We start from the raw sequence: 13974 nt of genomic DNA, 5'->3' as shown, positions 1-13974 counted from the left end.
ATTGCTAATACCAATGCGCAATAAAGCTTAATAAAGCGAATTAGCATATTGGTAAAAAGAGGTAATAGCAGCGAGGAGCTCGGCGATTAACCGAAGTGGGTTATATAGTAAGGTGCTTTAGTCGCTAAAATTAAAAGGCGCTGTGAGTATTTAGGTGTCCTAAACGAGAAAAGGGCCAAAAGGCCCTTAGTGTTGCAGCAAGTAACACATTTTGTTTTAAAGCGTAAAGTCTACAGCGTAGCCTACGTAAACTTTAACATCTGACTCATCCATGTCGGTGTCAGATACGCCAAAAGTAAAACCATCTTTTGATACAGAGATACCGTAATCAATAATATTATCATCACCTATAAAGTCGCCAGAGTAGTGACCTAAGTGTAGCGCAACCTCAGTACCATTGCTGCCAACAGCAAAGCTGTAATCGGCATTTAGGTATAATGAATCGCCAAAGTCGGTGCCATCTCCATCTGCCGCTGAAGTGGCAAGGATTGCAGCGCCAAAGGTGAAACCTTCTGCGCTGATGCTACCGTAAATTTCAGAGAAATCAGCATCTGCCTCAGAAGCTGCATCTGGGTAAGCGTAATAAATGTAACCTACATCGTAGCTAAATGTGTCGTTAATATCGCCACCAAAACCCGCGTAAACATCAAGCTCATAAGTCATTTCATCGGCCCATGAAGCATTTGATGCCCAAGTACCTACATAAAAGCCTGACTCGTCAGCGTAATCAATACCGCCAGAAATAGCAGCATCGCCCCCAGTTTGCTCTTGACCACGCCATAAGTAGTTAGACGTAGCCGCTGCGTTTGCTGTTACTTCTGCATGTACGGCTGTTGATGTTAAAGATGTAGCACCTAATAAAGCTATTGCGCTAATTGCGATGGTTTTTTTTAGTTTTAGCATGTCCATTTCCCGTTATATGATTTTTATCGCCTAGGTTTTTATTCTCTTATTGGCAACCCTTTGACTGGCGGTGTTTTATTGTTTAACTGGGAATGCAATTGCACTGTATGTGCCAGCTTAAAATAATTTCTATAAAACTGGTTTTTTACTTTTATAAAACAATATGTTGAGAAGTTTTAGAAGAGGGAATGATTGAGGAGGTTAATTAAAAAACGCACACTGCTGGTGCATAAATTAACCTAACTGCACCAGAAAAATACAGTTAGGTTAGGTAGATTTAGCCAAATATAGTGCGCATAAGACTAATTGTTTCGTTTACTCCGCGGCCTTTTTGTACTTCGCTAATAATAGAGTCGCGTTTGCTACGAATATGCTCGGGAATGTCATCGGCTGCAAGTGCACGGTCTACAAGTATTTCGGCAGACTCTTTACCTCTACGCTGTGGTTTTCCCGCACTTGTTGTGCTGCGTTTAGGTTTATTTAATAGCTTAATATAATTTGAGTTGTCGGCCGTACTGGCATCTGCATAGTAAAAAAAGCATGGTAATAACGCTTTTATACTAACTAGTTGCTCTTCTAGTTCATTGCTGCCATTAGCCATTTTAAACCACGACATAGCATGAATGCTTTGTACTATATCTTGCCAGTAGCGCTCAAAGTCGCGATTGTTTAATTTTGTAATACCTAAAGCTGCGCATAATGCATCAAGACGGCTATTACTAATCGGCGTAAACACATCTGGGCGGCGCATTGCTAATAAACGTGTAGCAGGGGCAAGGGTTGGTTTTTCATCGCTACCGTTAAAGGCAAGTAAATAAGCAACGACAAACTGTTGGTAATCAGCTTCGCTCACATCACCTTCAAGCGGGATGTTAGCAAGTGCTTCGTCAAACGCGCCAGGCAAGTCGGCTAGCATTTGATGAAAACCCTTTGCACTTTTTGTTGATGCGAACCATTCAACATCAAAGTTATAGGTGCTTGGGTCGAGCGTGGCAGTGTGTTTACCACTAAATGCCAGTAAATCCTCTGGGATCATATCTTTTAGTGCTTGCTCACGAATGCTGTGCATATACGTGGTAAGGCGAAGCTGTTCGTCCAGTGCAATAAGTTCTTTGTGTTGCTCTACAAACATACTAATAACAGGCCAAGGTGCTACACGTAGTGTTTTGAGCTGTAAAAAGCTAATTGCTGAGGTTAGCTGGTCGTGCAGCTTTTTTAAAACTGGCAGTTGTTGTGGCTCTAGTAAATCGTAATTTATACGGTCTTTACTTGCACTTAGCAGCTCATAACACCAGCCTAAGAAATCCTCTGGGTGGTTTTCTACTTTCACGGCCATTAGGTTTAGGCTTAGTTCTGAAGCTTGCTTCAAGATGTTTTGGTAAATTTGACTTTCTTGTTCGCCTAGCGCCATTTTTGACGGTGAAATTAGCAGTTTTTTCATGCCTTGTAGAGTCTCCGAGTAGATACATTTTTTAGCTGCTTTATTTTAGCGCAAATACGCCAATAGCAACAGGGCCGTGCATCATACCTAACAATTCAAGGGATGCAATGTTGTAGGGTTTAATACTTGGTTAGATTTAAACTTGATGAGCTTTACTTTTAGTCACCAATTTTGCAACGTTTACTTTTAAGCATAAATTCATTTCAAATTAAATAAATTACAATAAAGTGCTTTTTTGTCACAACGACAATGATTTTAAAGCTAACACTCGCTATGATAAGAACATTATTTGCACGTTTGAAAGGATGATCATGAAGACCTTACTCAAAATTGTTGGTGTAATACTCTTACTTTGTATTGCGTTAATTATTGCCGCTCCGTTTTTAATCCCAACCGATACTATTTTTAATAAAGTATCTGAGCAGGTTGAAAAAACAACAGGGCGCACACTTACTATTAAAGGTGATAAAACGCTTAGTGTATTTCCTGCATTAAAGTTAGAGCTTAACGATGTGCACTTTGCAAACATGCAGACAGGCTCACGCGACGACATGGCAAGTATGGAGCAATTAGCTGTACATATACCATGGTTATCGCTATTTGGCGGCGAATTCAAACTTGATAAGTTTGTTATTAACGAGCCCAATATTTTATTAGAAACTGATAAAAACGGTAAAGCTAACTGGCAGTTGTTTGATGCTGTAGCAGAGCAGCCGCAAGAGCAAACTCAATCAGGTGAGGCTGTTAAACTACCAGAGAACTTTGATATAGAGTTAGGTGAAGTGGCTATTTACGGTGGTACGTTTACTTACCTAGATGGGCAAACAGGCGCTAAACAACAAATTAGTGACTTGGAATTGGCTATTTTACTTCCTTCACTACGTAAGACACTAGAGATCAAAGGCGGCATTACATATATGCAAGAGCGCTTTGAGCTTGATGTAAAACTTGATACGCCGGCAAAGGCAATTGAAGGGGCGACGTTTGAGGTTACTCAAAGCGTAGACTCTAGCTTGGTCGATCTTACTTTTAACGGCAGTATTGCTCGCCAAGGTAAAGATATAAAAGGCGAGTTAGCGCTAAGTGGCGACTCTGTTAAGGAGCTAGCAACTTGGCAAGGGGTAGACTTAAACGCTAAAGAAAATGCATTTAATGCGTTTAGTGTAAACGGTAAAATGCATCTTATAGATGATACGTTTAACTTAGAAGAGCTGATTGCTACCCTAGATGAGTTAGAGATTAAAGGAAAAAGTGAAGTAAACTTAGGCAATAAACTAGCGGTTAATGCTGATATAGACCTAGGTATGCTTGATTTAAATCCCTACTTACCGGAGGCAGTCGCTAAGCAGCAAGCGCCGCAAAGCGAAGAACCTAAAGCCGCGCAGCCGATTGTTTGGGACGATACTAAAATTGATTTAAGCGCATTAAATGCACTTAATGCTAATGTAGTTATTCGCTCAAGCGGTTTAAAAGCTAACGATATTGAGCTAGGTGCTAATCAATTTACAGTCGATTTAAACAACAGCGTTGCTAAATTAAGCTTAGATAGCTTTAAAGCATATGAGGGCACTGGTAAAGGGGTTATCAACATAAATGCGCAGCAAACGCCGTATAAAATAAGCACAAATTTTGATTTAGCCGACATAGACGCACAACCGTTACTCACTGATGCGGCTGGCTTTGATAAGCTTATGGGTAAAGGGTCATTAAATTGGAATTTAACCACAACTGGGCAAAGTCAAAAAACCTTTATTAATGCATTAAATGGCAAGGTTGGCTTTGAATTTGCCGATGGTGCTGTTAAAGGCGCAAACGTGGCTGAGATGGTTCGCAAAGGCAAAGAGCTTATTACGGGTAACCTTGGAGCTGTGAGTGAAGGGCTAGATACAGGCTTTGAAGAATCAGAGCAAACAGATTTTTCTGCGCTCACCGGTAGCTTTAACTTTACTAATGGCGTGGGCCATAATAACGACCTATCGCTGATGAGCCCACTTATTCGTATTACAGGTGAGGGCGATGTAGATTTGCCTAAAACCAATGTTGATTATCGCTTAGTGACCGGCATTGTTGATTCGATTGAAGGGCAAGGCACTACAGATGATAGTACAGGCTTTAAAATCCCACTGCGTATAGAAGGCCCATTTCATGACGTTGGCTTTAAGCTAGATGTAAGCAACGCGCTTAAAGATGAAGCAAAGCAAAAGCTCGATGACGCCAAAGAGAAAGCAAAAGAAAAAGCCAAGGACAAAGTTAAAGATAAACTAAAAGGTTTATTTGGCTAACTATTAAACCCCACTAATAAATAATTAAGGCGCTATTTGCGCCTTGATTGTTTTATAACCACTTGTAAAATAGCTACATAGCGGTTTTTACTCAGTTTTAATCTGTCCTTCCCTTAAATTAATTAAAAAATAACCTACCACTCACTAGCCAATGCTGGTACAATTGCCCGCCCTTAAGAGACAACTCTGTTGTTTTTTGAGTGGGATTTAATCGAAGTGCCTTGATTTTAAACAAATTTAAGGCAAGTTGTAATTACTACACCGGAGGTCATTAACATGATCCAAATGCAAACTCAGCTGGAAGTTGCTGATAACAGCGGCGCTCGCAAAGTGCAGTGTATAAAAGTCCTTGGTGGTTCACACCGTCGCTATGCGGCAGTTGGCGATATCATTAAAGTTTCTGTGAAAGAAGCTATTCCTCGCGGTAAAGTGAAGAAAGGTGATGTTAAAAACGCGGTAGTTGTGCGTACCAAAAAAGGCGTTCGTCGTCCGGACGGTTCTCTGATCCGTTTCGATAGCAATGCGGCTGTTATCTTAAATGATAACTTGCAGCCAATTGGTACTCGTATCTTCGGCCCTGTGACTCGTGAACTTCGTAATGATAAGTTCATGAAAATTGTTTCACTAGCCCCAGAAGTACTGTAAGGAGTCTATCATGGCAGCAAAAATCCGTCGTGATGACGAAGTAATCGTACTAGCAGGTAAAGACAAAGGTAAGCGCGGCAAAGTGCTTTCAGTTGTTACCGAGTCTGGTCGAGTATTTGTCGAAGGCATTAACTTAATCAAGAAACACCAAAAGCCGGTTCCACAATTGAACCAAGCTGGCGGCATTGTTGAGAAAGAAGCGTCTATCGACGTATCAAACGTTGCGATCTACAACTCGGAAACGAGTAAAGCAGATCGTGTAGGTTTCAAGATTGAAGATGGTAAGAAATTACGTATCTTTAAATCTACTGGTAAAACTATCTAATAGTTGGAGTAGAATGATGGCGAAACTGCATGAAGTATATAAAGACAAAGTAGTTGCTGAGCTTCAAGAGAAGTTTGGTTTCAGCTCTGTCATGCAAGTCCCTCAGATCGAAAAGATCACATTAAATATGGGCGTGGGCGAAGCCCTAGCTGACAAGAAGATTTTAGATAACGCTGTTGCGGATCTAGAAGCTATCGCTGGTCAGAAACCTTTAATCACTAAAGCACGCAAATCTGTTGCTGGCTTCAAAGTGCGTGAAGGCTACCCAATAGGCTGTAAAGTAACCTTACGCGGCGAGCGTATGTGGGACTTTTTTGAGCGTTTGGTATCAATCGCTATCCCACGTATCCGTGACTTCCGTGGTGTGAGTGCTAAGTCTTTTGATGGACGTGGTAACTACAGCATGGGCGTACGTGAACAAATCATCTTCCCAGAAATTGATTACGATAAAGTAGACCGTGTACGCGGTATGGATATCACAATCACAACTTCTGCGAAATCTGATGAGGAAGGCCGTGCGTTGTTAGAAGCGTTTAACTTCCCATTCAAGAAATAAGGGTAGGGTTATGGCAAAGAATTCTATGAAAGCGCGCGAAGCAAAGCGCACTAAACTAGTTGCTCAGTACGCTGAAAAGCGTGCAGCACTAAAAGCTATCATCAGCGATGTTAACGCATCTGAAGATGATCGTTGGGACGCGGTACTTAAGCTTCAAGCTTTACCACGTGATTCTAGCCCTGCACGTCAACGTAATCGTTGTAACATTACGGGCCGCCCACATGGTTTCCTTCGCAAATTCGGCATGAGCCGTATTAAAGTTCGCGAAGCAGCTATGCGCGGTGAAATTCCTGGCCTTAAAAAGGCTAGCTGGTAATAGTATCACGGGAGTAAGACTATGAGCTTGCAAGATCCTATCGCGGATTTGTTTACACGTATCCGTAACGGTCAATCAGCGAAGAAAGTATCTGTAACGATGCCAACTTCAAAGCTGAAAGTAGCAGTAGCTAAAGTATTAAAAGACGAAGGTTACATCGCAGATTTCGCTGTAAACAGCGAAGCGAAACCTGAGCTTTCTATCGAGTTGAAATACTTCGAAGGCAAAGCTGTAATTGAAAATATCCAGCGTGTTAGCCGCCCTGGTCTACGTATCTATAAGAAACGTGACGAATTACCGAAGGTAATGGGTGGTCTTGGTATCGCTATCGTATCAACTTCTAAAGGCCTAATGACAGACCGCGCAGCACGTAGTGCTGGTGTTGGTGGTGAAATCATTGGCTTTGTAGCTTAATCGGAGGGGAACTATGTCTCGCATAGCAAAGGCACCAATCAATGTTCCTGCCGGTGTAGAAGTTACATTAAAAGGCCAGGACATCACAGTTAAAGGCAAAAACGGTGAACTTACTCGTACTATCAACAACGCTGTTGAAGTACAAGTTAACGACAACGTTATTACAACTTTACCTCGTGAAGGCGTAGCTAATGCATGGGCTCAAGCAGGTACTGCTCGCGCTCTAATCAACAACATGGTTGTTGGTACGCATGAAGGTTACGAGAAGAAACTTCAGTTAGTAGGTGTTGGTTACCGTGCTGCAGCTAAGGGTAAAGTTTTAGACTTAACACTTGGTTTCTCGCACCCAGTTAATTTCGAAGTTCCTGAGGGAATTACGATTGAAACTCCAAGCCAAACAGAAGTTCTAGTTAAGGGCGTAGATAAGCAGTTAGTTGGTCAAACAGCTGCTAACATTCGTGCATACCGTAAACCTGAGCCTTATAAAGGTAAAGGTGTTCGTTATTCAGATGAGAATGTACGCCGTAAAGAGGCTAAGAAGAAGTAAGGTAAGACGATGGATAAAAAAACAGCTCGTCTACGTCGTGCTAAACGCACTCGTAGAAATTATATTGAACAAGGCACAACGCGTCTTGTTATCCACCGCACGCCACGTCACATTTACGCTCAAGTAGTTAATGCTGAGGGTACTGTACTGGCTGCTGCTTCTACTGTTGAGAAAGCTATTAGCGAAACAGTTAAAGGCACAGGCAACGTTTCAGCTGCACAAGCAGTTGGTAAAGCGGTTGCAGAACGTGCGGCTGACAAAGGCATCGAAAAGATTGCTTTTGATCGCAGTGGCTTTAAATATCACGGCCGTGTGAAGGCGCTAGCTGATGCTGCGCGTGAAGCCGGTTTGCAATTCTAGGAGTAGACAATGGCTAACGTAGAAGCAAAGCAACAACAGCCTGATTTAGCTGAAAAGCTAATCGCGGTAAACCGTGTGTCTAAAGTAGTTAAAGGTGGTCGTATCTTTAGCTTCACTGCACTAACTGTAGTTGGTGATGGCGCAGGTAAAGTAGGTTTTGGTTATGGTAAAGCTCGTGAAGTTCCAGCTGCTATTCAAAAAGCAATGGAAAAAGCACGTCGCAACATGATCAATGTAGACCTAAATGGCAACACATTACAGCATCCTGTTAAAGGACGTCATGCTGGCTCACAAGTGTTCATGAAACCAGCATCTGAAGGTACTGGTATCATCGCAGGTGGTGCTATGCGTGCAGTACTAGAAGTTACTGGTGTGCAGAACGTACTTTCTAAATGTTACGGTTCTACCAACCCGATCAACGTAGTACGTGCAACGATTCAAGCTCTAGAGAACATGAACTCTCCTGAGTCAATCGCTGCTAAACGTGGTCTGCGCGTAGACGAAATTCTGGGGTAACCATGGCAAATAAAACTGTAAAAGTAACACAAGTAAAGAGCTCTATCGGTCGTTTACCGAAGCATAAAGCTACATTACGCGGTCTTGGTTTACGTCGTATCAACCACACTGTTGAGTTAGAAGACACAGCATGTGTACGTGGTATGATCAACCGAGTTTCTTACATGGTTAAGGTAGAGGGTTAATTTCATGCATTTGAATACACTTTCACCTGCTGCAGGTTCTAAAACTGCTCCAAAACGTGTTGGTCGTGGTATCGGTTCTGGTCTTGGTAAGACTGGTGGCCGTGGTCACAAAGGTCAAAAATCACGTTCTGGCGGTAAAGTACGCGTTGGTTTTGAAGGCGGTCAAATGCCTATGCAACGTCGTCTACCTAAATTTGGTTTCACTTCACGCAAATCGTTAGTATCTGCAGAAGTAAACCTTTTTGAAATCGCTAAAGTTGAAGGCGATGTGGTAGACCTAAACGCGTTACAAGCAGCTGGTCTAGTTAAAAAGAACGTTCTGTTCGTTAAAGTTGTTAAATCTGGCGAAGTTTCACGCGCTGTTACCGTTAAAGGCCTTAAGGCTTCTAAAGGTGCTCGCGAAGCTATTGAAGCTGCCGGAGGCAAGGTAGAAGACTAAGGAAGTACTAATGGCTAAACCAGGTCAAGATACACAAAGTGCACAAAGTGGACTTTCGGAATTGAAGCGTCGATTACTATTTGTTTTAGGTGCTATCATTATTTACCGTCTAGGTTCATTTGTGCCAATCCCTGGGATTGACGCCGCTGTACTTGCCGATTTCTTCGAGCAACAAAAGGGCACCATTGTTGAGATGTTCAACATGTTTAGCGGTGGTGCGCTTGAGCGAGCTTCAGTGTTAGCACTGGGTATTATGCCATATATCTCGGCTTCGATTATTACGCAACTATTAACGCATATGTATCCTCCGTTTATAGAGCTTAAGAAAGAAGGTGAGCAAGGGCGTAAAAAAATTAGCCAGTACACACGCTACGGCACGCTTGTGCTTGCTACTATCCAATCAATCGGTATTGCAACTAGCTTACCGGGCATGATGGAAGGGTTAGTTGTTAACCCGGGTCTCGGTTTCTATTTCACCGCAGTGGTGAGTTTAGTAACTGGTACTATGTTCCTAATGTGGTTGGGCGAACAAATAACAGAGCGCGGTATCGGTAACGGTATCTCAGTTCTAATATTTGTTGGTATTGTAGCTAACCTGCCGTCTGCTATTGGTTCGACAGCCGAAATGGCGCGCCAAGGTGATTTGAATGTTTTTGTACTGTTGATGGTTGCGGTTATAGTATTCGCTGTTACTTATCTTGTAGTGTTTTTCGAACGTGGACAACGTCGTATCGTTGTTAACTACGCTAAACGCCAACAAGGTCGTCAAGTATTTGCTGCTCAAAGCACGCATTTACCACTAAAAGTAAACATGGCGGGTGTTATTCCACCAATCTTCGCTAGCAGTATAATTCTGTTCCCTGGTACAATTGCAAGCTGGTTCGGCCAGGGTGAAGGTCCGGTCGCTGATGTGCTACAAGCTATTGCAACAACGTTGACTCCAGGTCAGCCTTTGTATGCGATGGTGCTAGCAGCAGCTATCATCTTCTTCTGCTTTTTCTACACAGCGTTGGTTTTTAACCCGCGTGAGACAGCAGACAACCTGAAGAAATCTGGCGCATTTATCCCAGGTATTCGTCCAGGTGAGCAGACATCTAAATACATTGATAAAGTGATGACACGCCTGACATTGGCAGGTGCTTTGTATATAACCTTTATCTGTCTGGTGCCCGAATTCATGACTATGGCATGGCAAACGCCATTCTATTTCGGCGGTACATCAATTTTGATTATCGTTGTAGTAATCATGGACTTTATGGCACAAGTACAGACTCACCTGATGTCACATCAGTATGATTCTGTGCTGAAAAAAGCGAACCTTAAAGGCTACGGCCGATAAGGTCAGTTTACGGAGTTGAGCAATGAAAGTACGTGCTTCCGTTAAGAAAATATGCCGTAACTGTAAAGTTATTAAACGTGCTGGTGTAGTACGCGTAATTTGCAGTGAGCCTAAGCATAAGCAAAGGCAAGGCTAAGTAAACAGTCGTGCAGGCTGAGATTTCTCGGCCTGTGTTTTTAGTTGTGATTTGGTCTTCGTTTGAGTATCCTTACGGGCTTTTCAAACTTTTGATTACCAAATTCAAATATAGGAGATGTGTTAGTGGCCCGTATCGCTGGCATTAACGTCCCTGATCATAAACATGCAGTTATTGGTTTAACAGCTATTTATGGCATAGGTAAGACTCGCTCTAAGGCTATCTTAGAAGCGACTGGTATCGCCGAGACCACAAAAATCGGTGAACTTTCAGACGAAACTCTTGACGTACTGCGTGATGCAGTTGGCAAGTACACTGTAGAAGGTGACCTTCGTCGTGAAGTTACTCTAAATATCAAGCGCCTTATGGACCTTGGTTGTTTCCGTGGCCTACGTCACCGTCGCTCTTTACCACTACGTGGTCAAAGAACAAAGACTAACGCGCGTACCCGTAAGGGTCCTCGTAAGCCTATTAAGCGATAAGGGGATAGTATTATGGCTAAGACACCAATTCGTCGTAAAAAGGTTAAAAAGCAAGTTGCTGATGGTATGGCTCATGTTCATGCTTCTTTCAACAACACTATTGTAACAATTACCGACCGTCAAGGTAATGCACTATCATGGGCTACTGCCGGTGGTTCAGGTTTCCGTGGTTCACGTAAATCTACACCATTTGCTGCTCAGGTTGCTGCAGAGCGTGCAGGTACTGCTGCTCAAGAATACGGTTTAAAAAATCTAGAAGTTTTCATTAAAGGTCCAGGTCCAGGTCGTGAATCTGCTGTACGTGCTTTGAATGCTGCTGGTTACCGTATCACCAACATTACTGACGTGACGCCAATACCACACAATGGTTGTCGTCCACCGAAGAAACGTCGCGTTTAACAATAGGTTAGGAGAAATAACATGGCAAGATATTTGGGCCCTAAGCTCAAGCTGAGTCGTCGTGAAGGTACTGACCTGTTCCTTAAGAGCGGCGTAAGAGCTATCGACTCTAAGTGTAAACTTGAGACTGCACCTGGTCAGCACGGCGCTCGTAAAGGTCGCTTATCTGATTACGGTTTACAATTACGTGAAAAGCAAAAAGTACGTCGTATCTACGGTGTATTAGAAAAGCAATTCCGTAATTACTACAAAGAAGCTGCTCGCCTTAAAGGTAATACAGGTGAAAACTTGTTACAGCTTTTAGAGCAACGTTTAGACAATGTTGTATATCGCATGGGTTTTGCTAGCACACGCGCTGAAGCACGTCAGTTAGTAAGCCACAAAGCGATTTTAGTTAATGGTCGTGTTGTGAACATTCCTTCATACGTAATTGCTCCAGAAGATACTGTAGTAATCCGTGAGAAGTCTAAAACACAAGCACGTATCATCGCTGCTCTAGAGTTGGCTGAGCAACGTGAAAAGCCGACTTGGGTTGAAGTTGACGGTAAGAAATTGGAAGGTAGCTTTAAGCGCCTACCTGAGCGTTCAGATCTGTCTGCGGACATTAATGAACAACTAATCGTCGAACTTTACTCTAAGTAAAGTTAAGAGTTAAGAGAGGATAAAATGCAGGGTTCTGTTACAGAATTTCTAAAACCAAGGTTAGTCGATATCGACGCTATCAACCCAACGCGTTCTAAAGTAGTTTTAGAACCACTAGAGCGTGGCTTTGGCCATACTCTGGGTAATGCCTTACGCCGTATACTGTTATCATCTATGCCTGGATGTGCAGTAACTGAAGTTGAAATCGACGGTGTATTGCATGAGTACAGCGCGAAAGAAGGCGTACAAGAAGACATCATTGAAATACTACTAAACCTAAAAGGTCTAGCAGTAACGTTAGAAGGCAAAGATGAAGTTTTTCTGACCCTGACTAAATCTGGTGTAGGCCCTGTGACTGCGGCTGATATTCAGCACGATGGCGATGTAACAATTGCTAATCCAGATCACGTTATTTGTCATTTAACGACAGATAGCAGCGAGATCAGCATGCGTATTCGTGTTGAGCGTGGTCGTGGTTATGTGCCGGCATCTAGTCGTTTATCCTCTGATGACGATGAGCGTCCAATTGGTCGATTGCTGCTTGATGCATCATTCAGCCCAGTTGAACGTATTGCGTACTCGGTTGAATCAGCCCGTGTTGAGCAACGTACAGACTTAGACAAGTTAATCATTGATATGGAAACAAACGGCACCTTAGATCCTGAAGAAGCGATCCGCCGTGCGTCTACTATCTTAGCTGAGCAATTAGATGCATTCGTAGATTTACGTGATGTAACTGAGCCAGAAGAGAAAGAAGAGAAGCCAGAATTCGATCCTATTCTACTTCGTCCAGTTGATGATCTTGAACTAACAGTACGTTCAGCAAACTGTTTGAAAGCCGAGCAAATTCAATATATCGGTGATTTAGTTCAGCGCACTGAAGTTGAGCTTCTTAAAACGCCTAACCTAGGCAAGAAGTCTCTAACTGAAATAAAAGACGTGCTAGCTTCACGTGGTCTTTCTCTAGGCATGCGCCTAGAAAATTGGCCGCCTGCAAGCCTAGCTGAATAATCTAAATCACTATATTAGTTTAGTTAGAAGGATAGGGTCATGCGCCATCGTAAGAGTGGTCGTCAATTAAACCGTAACAGTAGCCATCGTAAAGCGATGTTCAGCAATATGGCAGGTTCTTTGGTGAAACATGAAATCATCAAAACTACTTTGCCTAAAGCGAAAGAGTTACGCCGTGTAATTGAACCTTTAATCACACTGGCTAAGACTGACAGTGTAGCAAATCGCCGTTTAGCGTTTGCTCGCACGCGTGATAATGAAGTAGTTGGTAAATTGTTCAGCGAAATCGGTCCTCGTAATACAGACCGTCCAGGTGGTTACACTCGTATTCTTAAGTGTGGCTTCCGTGCTGGTGATAATGCACCAATGGCTTATATTGAACTAGTAGGTCGCCCAGCGACTAACGAAGAAGTTCAAGAAGACGCGCAGTCTGCAGAGTAAGTCTTTAAAGAGACACCAAAAAGCCGAGCTTAATGCTCGGCTTTTTAATGCCTAAAATTTGACATCCCTCCAAATAGTTACTTGATAATTACCTATTACCTTCATTCTGTTAAACCGACTTAGTTAAACCAATGTAGTTATAAAGCCTGCATTCTCAAAAAGCTTAATTAAGCGGTAACCCTCTAAGTAGAGCTTATAAGGTTTGTAAAACATACCCCAGACTGTAGATGTACAGTGTAATTTGGATAGTGGTAAAGCAAATTAGCCAATCGAACAGAGATATTTAATTTTAACTAGCTAATTTAGTGGGCTTAAGGCTACTTTTAGTAGAGTTTTTGAGCGTTTAGCTCAAATACTCAGCGAACAGTCATTTATTTCAAGTTTTCTTTAAAAAAGGGTTGATCTGTTTTCGGATCTCCCTATAATGCGACCCCACTGAGACGGCAGAGCAGGCAACGCTTAGCGAGGCAAGCAAACCACTTAGTGAGTCGAGTAAAACTTAGTTTTAAAAACTTTCAAGTTTAAAAAATTAAGTGTTGACAAAAAAATAGGAAAGCGTAAGATGCGCAGCCTTAGCGAGATAAAGTTTAACGCT

Annotated in this window: 20 protein-coding genes; 18 read left to right on the top strand and 2 right to left on the bottom strand. The window is 42.5% G+C overall.

Features of this window, described 5'->3' with window-relative positions; genetic code table 11:
* Nucleotides 1-216: 216 nt before the first annotated feature.
* Complete coding sequence (locus tag CWC04_RS15900; RefSeq protein WP_004589216.1) at nucleotides 217-903, bottom strand: TorF family putative porin; 687 nt, start codon at nucleotides 901-903, stop codon at nucleotides 217-219.
* 277 nt (nucleotides 904-1180) lie between these two features.
* Nucleotides 1181-2344: a hypothetical protein gene (locus CWC04_RS15895; RefSeq protein WP_126008456.1), complete on the bottom strand. Its 1164-nt coding sequence runs from the start codon at nucleotides 2342-2344 to the stop codon at nucleotides 1181-1183.
* A gap of 311 nt (nucleotides 2345-2655) precedes the next feature.
* Between CWC04_RS15895 and CWC04_RS15890 the strand changes: the two genes are divergently transcribed.
* From CWC04_RS15890 to rplQ, 18 genes are all read left to right on the top strand, one after another.
* A complete protein-coding gene (locus CWC04_RS15890) occupies nucleotides 2656-4626 on the top strand; it encodes an AsmA family protein (RefSeq protein WP_138685866.1) in 1971 nt (656 codons plus the stop codon).
* Nucleotides 4627-4902: 276 nt separating this feature from the next.
* Nucleotides 4903-5271 carry a 50S ribosomal protein L14 gene (gene rplN / locus CWC04_RS15885; RefSeq protein ID WP_004589211.1) on the top strand — a complete coding sequence of 123 codons (369 nt, stop codon included), beginning with the start codon at nucleotides 4903-4905 and terminating at the stop codon, nucleotides 5269-5271.
* A gap of 10 nt (nucleotides 5272-5281) precedes the next feature.
* Nucleotides 5282-5596, top strand: a complete 315-nt coding sequence (rplX, locus tag CWC04_RS15880) for a 50S ribosomal protein L24 (RefSeq protein WP_004589210.1) — start codon at nucleotides 5282-5284, stop codon at nucleotides 5594-5596.
* A 16-nt stretch (nucleotides 5597-5612) separates the two neighbouring features.
* Nucleotides 5613-6152 carry a 50S ribosomal protein L5 gene (gene rplE, locus CWC04_RS15875; RefSeq protein WP_004589209.1) on the top strand — a complete coding sequence of 180 codons (540 nt, stop codon included), beginning with the start codon at nucleotides 5613-5615 and terminating at the stop codon, nucleotides 6150-6152.
* Nucleotides 6153-6162: 10 nt separating this feature from the next.
* On the top strand, nucleotides 6163-6468 hold the full coding sequence (rpsN, locus tag CWC04_RS15870; protein ID WP_004589208.1) for a 30S ribosomal protein S14: 306 nt from the start codon (nucleotides 6163-6165) through the stop codon (nucleotides 6466-6468).
* A gap of 21 nt (nucleotides 6469-6489) precedes the next feature.
* Nucleotides 6490-6882, top strand: coding sequence for a 30S ribosomal protein S8 (gene rpsH, locus CWC04_RS15865; protein ID WP_004589207.1), 393 nt, complete (start codon nucleotides 6490-6492; stop codon nucleotides 6880-6882).
* A gap of 13 nt (nucleotides 6883-6895) precedes the next feature.
* On the top strand, nucleotides 6896-7429 hold the full coding sequence (rplF, locus tag CWC04_RS15860; protein WP_004589206.1) for a 50S ribosomal protein L6: 534 nt from the start codon (nucleotides 6896-6898) through the stop codon (nucleotides 7427-7429).
* A gap of 9 nt (nucleotides 7430-7438) precedes the next feature.
* On the top strand, nucleotides 7439-7789 hold the full coding sequence (gene rplR, locus CWC04_RS15855; protein ID WP_004589205.1) for a 50S ribosomal protein L18: 351 nt from the start codon (nucleotides 7439-7441) through the stop codon (nucleotides 7787-7789).
* Nucleotides 7790-7798: 9 nt separating this feature from the next.
* Nucleotides 7799-8305 (top strand): 30S ribosomal protein S5, encoded by a 507-nt coding sequence (gene rpsE / locus CWC04_RS15850; RefSeq protein WP_004589204.1) that lies wholly within the window; start codon nucleotides 7799-7801, stop codon nucleotides 8303-8305.
* Between the two features lie 2 nt (nucleotides 8306-8307).
* On the top strand, nucleotides 8308-8490 hold the full coding sequence (gene rpmD / locus CWC04_RS15845; protein ID WP_004589203.1) for a 50S ribosomal protein L30: 183 nt from the start codon (nucleotides 8308-8310) through the stop codon (nucleotides 8488-8490).
* Between the two features lie 4 nt (nucleotides 8491-8494).
* Nucleotides 8495-8929: a 50S ribosomal protein L15 gene (gene rplO / locus CWC04_RS15840; protein WP_004589202.1), complete on the top strand. Its 435-nt coding sequence runs from the start codon at nucleotides 8495-8497 to the stop codon at nucleotides 8927-8929.
* A gap of 10 nt (nucleotides 8930-8939) precedes the next feature.
* Nucleotides 8940-10268, top strand: coding sequence for a preprotein translocase subunit SecY (gene secY, locus CWC04_RS15835; protein WP_004589201.1), 1329 nt, complete (start codon nucleotides 8940-8942; stop codon nucleotides 10266-10268).
* Between the two features lie 22 nt (nucleotides 10269-10290).
* Nucleotides 10291-10404 carry a 50S ribosomal protein L36 gene (rpmJ, locus tag CWC04_RS15830; RefSeq protein WP_002959476.1) on the top strand — a complete coding sequence of 38 codons (114 nt, stop codon included), beginning with the start codon at nucleotides 10291-10293 and terminating at the stop codon, nucleotides 10402-10404.
* Between the two features lie 125 nt (nucleotides 10405-10529).
* Nucleotides 10530-10886, top strand: coding sequence for a 30S ribosomal protein S13 (rpsM, locus tag CWC04_RS15825; protein WP_004589200.1), 357 nt, complete (start codon nucleotides 10530-10532; stop codon nucleotides 10884-10886).
* A gap of 12 nt (nucleotides 10887-10898) precedes the next feature.
* On the top strand, nucleotides 10899-11285 hold the full coding sequence (gene rpsK, locus CWC04_RS15820) for a 30S ribosomal protein S11 (protein ID WP_002959471.1): 387 nt from the start codon (nucleotides 10899-10901) through the stop codon (nucleotides 11283-11285).
* A gap of 21 nt (nucleotides 11286-11306) precedes the next feature.
* Nucleotides 11307-11927, top strand: coding sequence for a 30S ribosomal protein S4 (gene rpsD / locus CWC04_RS15815; RefSeq protein ID WP_004589199.1), 621 nt, complete (start codon nucleotides 11307-11309; stop codon nucleotides 11925-11927).
* A 24-nt stretch (nucleotides 11928-11951) separates the two neighbouring features.
* Nucleotides 11952-12938: a DNA-directed RNA polymerase subunit alpha gene (locus tag CWC04_RS15810; RefSeq protein WP_004589198.1), complete on the top strand. Its 987-nt coding sequence runs from the start codon at nucleotides 11952-11954 to the stop codon at nucleotides 12936-12938.
* A gap of 39 nt (nucleotides 12939-12977) precedes the next feature.
* Nucleotides 12978-13379 carry a 50S ribosomal protein L17 gene (rplQ, locus tag CWC04_RS15805; RefSeq protein WP_004589197.1) on the top strand — a complete coding sequence of 134 codons (402 nt, stop codon included), beginning with the start codon at nucleotides 12978-12980 and terminating at the stop codon, nucleotides 13377-13379.
* Nucleotides 13380-13974: the final 595 nt, after the last annotated feature.

Origin of the sequence: Pseudoalteromonas sp. S2893 (assembly GCF_005887105.1) — a bacterium.
Lineage (GTDB): Bacteria > Pseudomonadota > Gammaproteobacteria > Enterobacterales > Alteromonadaceae > Pseudoalteromonas > Pseudoalteromonas atlantica.
This window is presented reverse-complemented; position numbering and strand designations above follow the sequence as displayed.

Excerpts from the sequence above, each read along its gene's own strand:
- secY (WP_004589201.1), top strand. The coding sequence starts at position 8,940 with ATGGCTAAACCAGGTCAAGATACACAAAGTGCACAAAGTGGACTTTCG.
- CWC04_RS15810 (WP_004589198.1), top strand. The coding sequence starts at position 11,952 with ATGCAGGGTTCTGTTACAGAATTTCTAAAACCAAGGTTAGTCGATATC.
- rplE (WP_004589209.1), top strand. The coding sequence starts at position 5,613 with ATGGCGAAACTGCATGAAGTATATAAAGACAAAGTAGTTGCTGAGCTT.
- rplO (WP_004589202.1), top strand. The coding sequence starts at position 8,495 with ATGCATTTGAATACACTTTCACCTGCTGCAGGTTCTAAAACTGCTCCA.
- CWC04_RS15895 (WP_126008456.1), bottom strand. The coding sequence starts at position 2,344 with ATGAAAAAACTGCTAATTTCACCGTCAAAAATGGCGCTAGGCGAACAA.
- CWC04_RS15890 (WP_138685866.1), top strand. The coding sequence starts at position 2,656 with ATGAAGACCTTACTCAAAATTGTTGGTGTAATACTCTTACTTTGTATT.
- rplX (WP_004589210.1), top strand. The coding sequence starts at position 5,282 with ATGGCAGCAAAAATCCGTCGTGATGACGAAGTAATCGTACTAGCAGGT.
- rpmJ (WP_002959476.1), top strand. The coding sequence starts at position 10,291 with ATGAAAGTACGTGCTTCCGTTAAGAAAATATGCCGTAACTGTAAAGTT.
- rpmD (WP_004589203.1), top strand. The coding sequence starts at position 8,308 with ATGGCAAATAAAACTGTAAAAGTAACACAAGTAAAGAGCTCTATCGGT.
- rplN (WP_004589211.1), top strand. The coding sequence starts at position 4,903 with ATGATCCAAATGCAAACTCAGCTGGAAGTTGCTGATAACAGCGGCGCT.
- rplF (WP_004589206.1), top strand. The coding sequence starts at position 6,896 with ATGTCTCGCATAGCAAAGGCACCAATCAATGTTCCTGCCGGTGTAGAA.
- rplQ (WP_004589197.1), top strand. The coding sequence starts at position 12,978 with ATGCGCCATCGTAAGAGTGGTCGTCAATTAAACCGTAACAGTAGCCAT.
- rpsE (WP_004589204.1), top strand. The coding sequence starts at position 7,799 with ATGGCTAACGTAGAAGCAAAGCAACAACAGCCTGATTTAGCTGAAAAG.
- rpsD (WP_004589199.1), top strand. The coding sequence starts at position 11,307 with ATGGCAAGATATTTGGGCCCTAAGCTCAAGCTGAGTCGTCGTGAAGGT.
- rpsH (WP_004589207.1), top strand. The coding sequence starts at position 6,490 with ATGAGCTTGCAAGATCCTATCGCGGATTTGTTTACACGTATCCGTAAC.
- rplR (WP_004589205.1), top strand. The coding sequence starts at position 7,439 with ATGGATAAAAAAACAGCTCGTCTACGTCGTGCTAAACGCACTCGTAGA.
- rpsK (WP_002959471.1), top strand. The coding sequence starts at position 10,899 with ATGGCTAAGACACCAATTCGTCGTAAAAAGGTTAAAAAGCAAGTTGCT.
- CWC04_RS15900 (WP_004589216.1), bottom strand. The coding sequence starts at position 903 with ATGCTAAAACTAAAAAAAACCATCGCAATTAGCGCAATAGCTTTATTA.
- rpsN (WP_004589208.1), top strand. The coding sequence starts at position 6,163 with ATGGCAAAGAATTCTATGAAAGCGCGCGAAGCAAAGCGCACTAAACTA.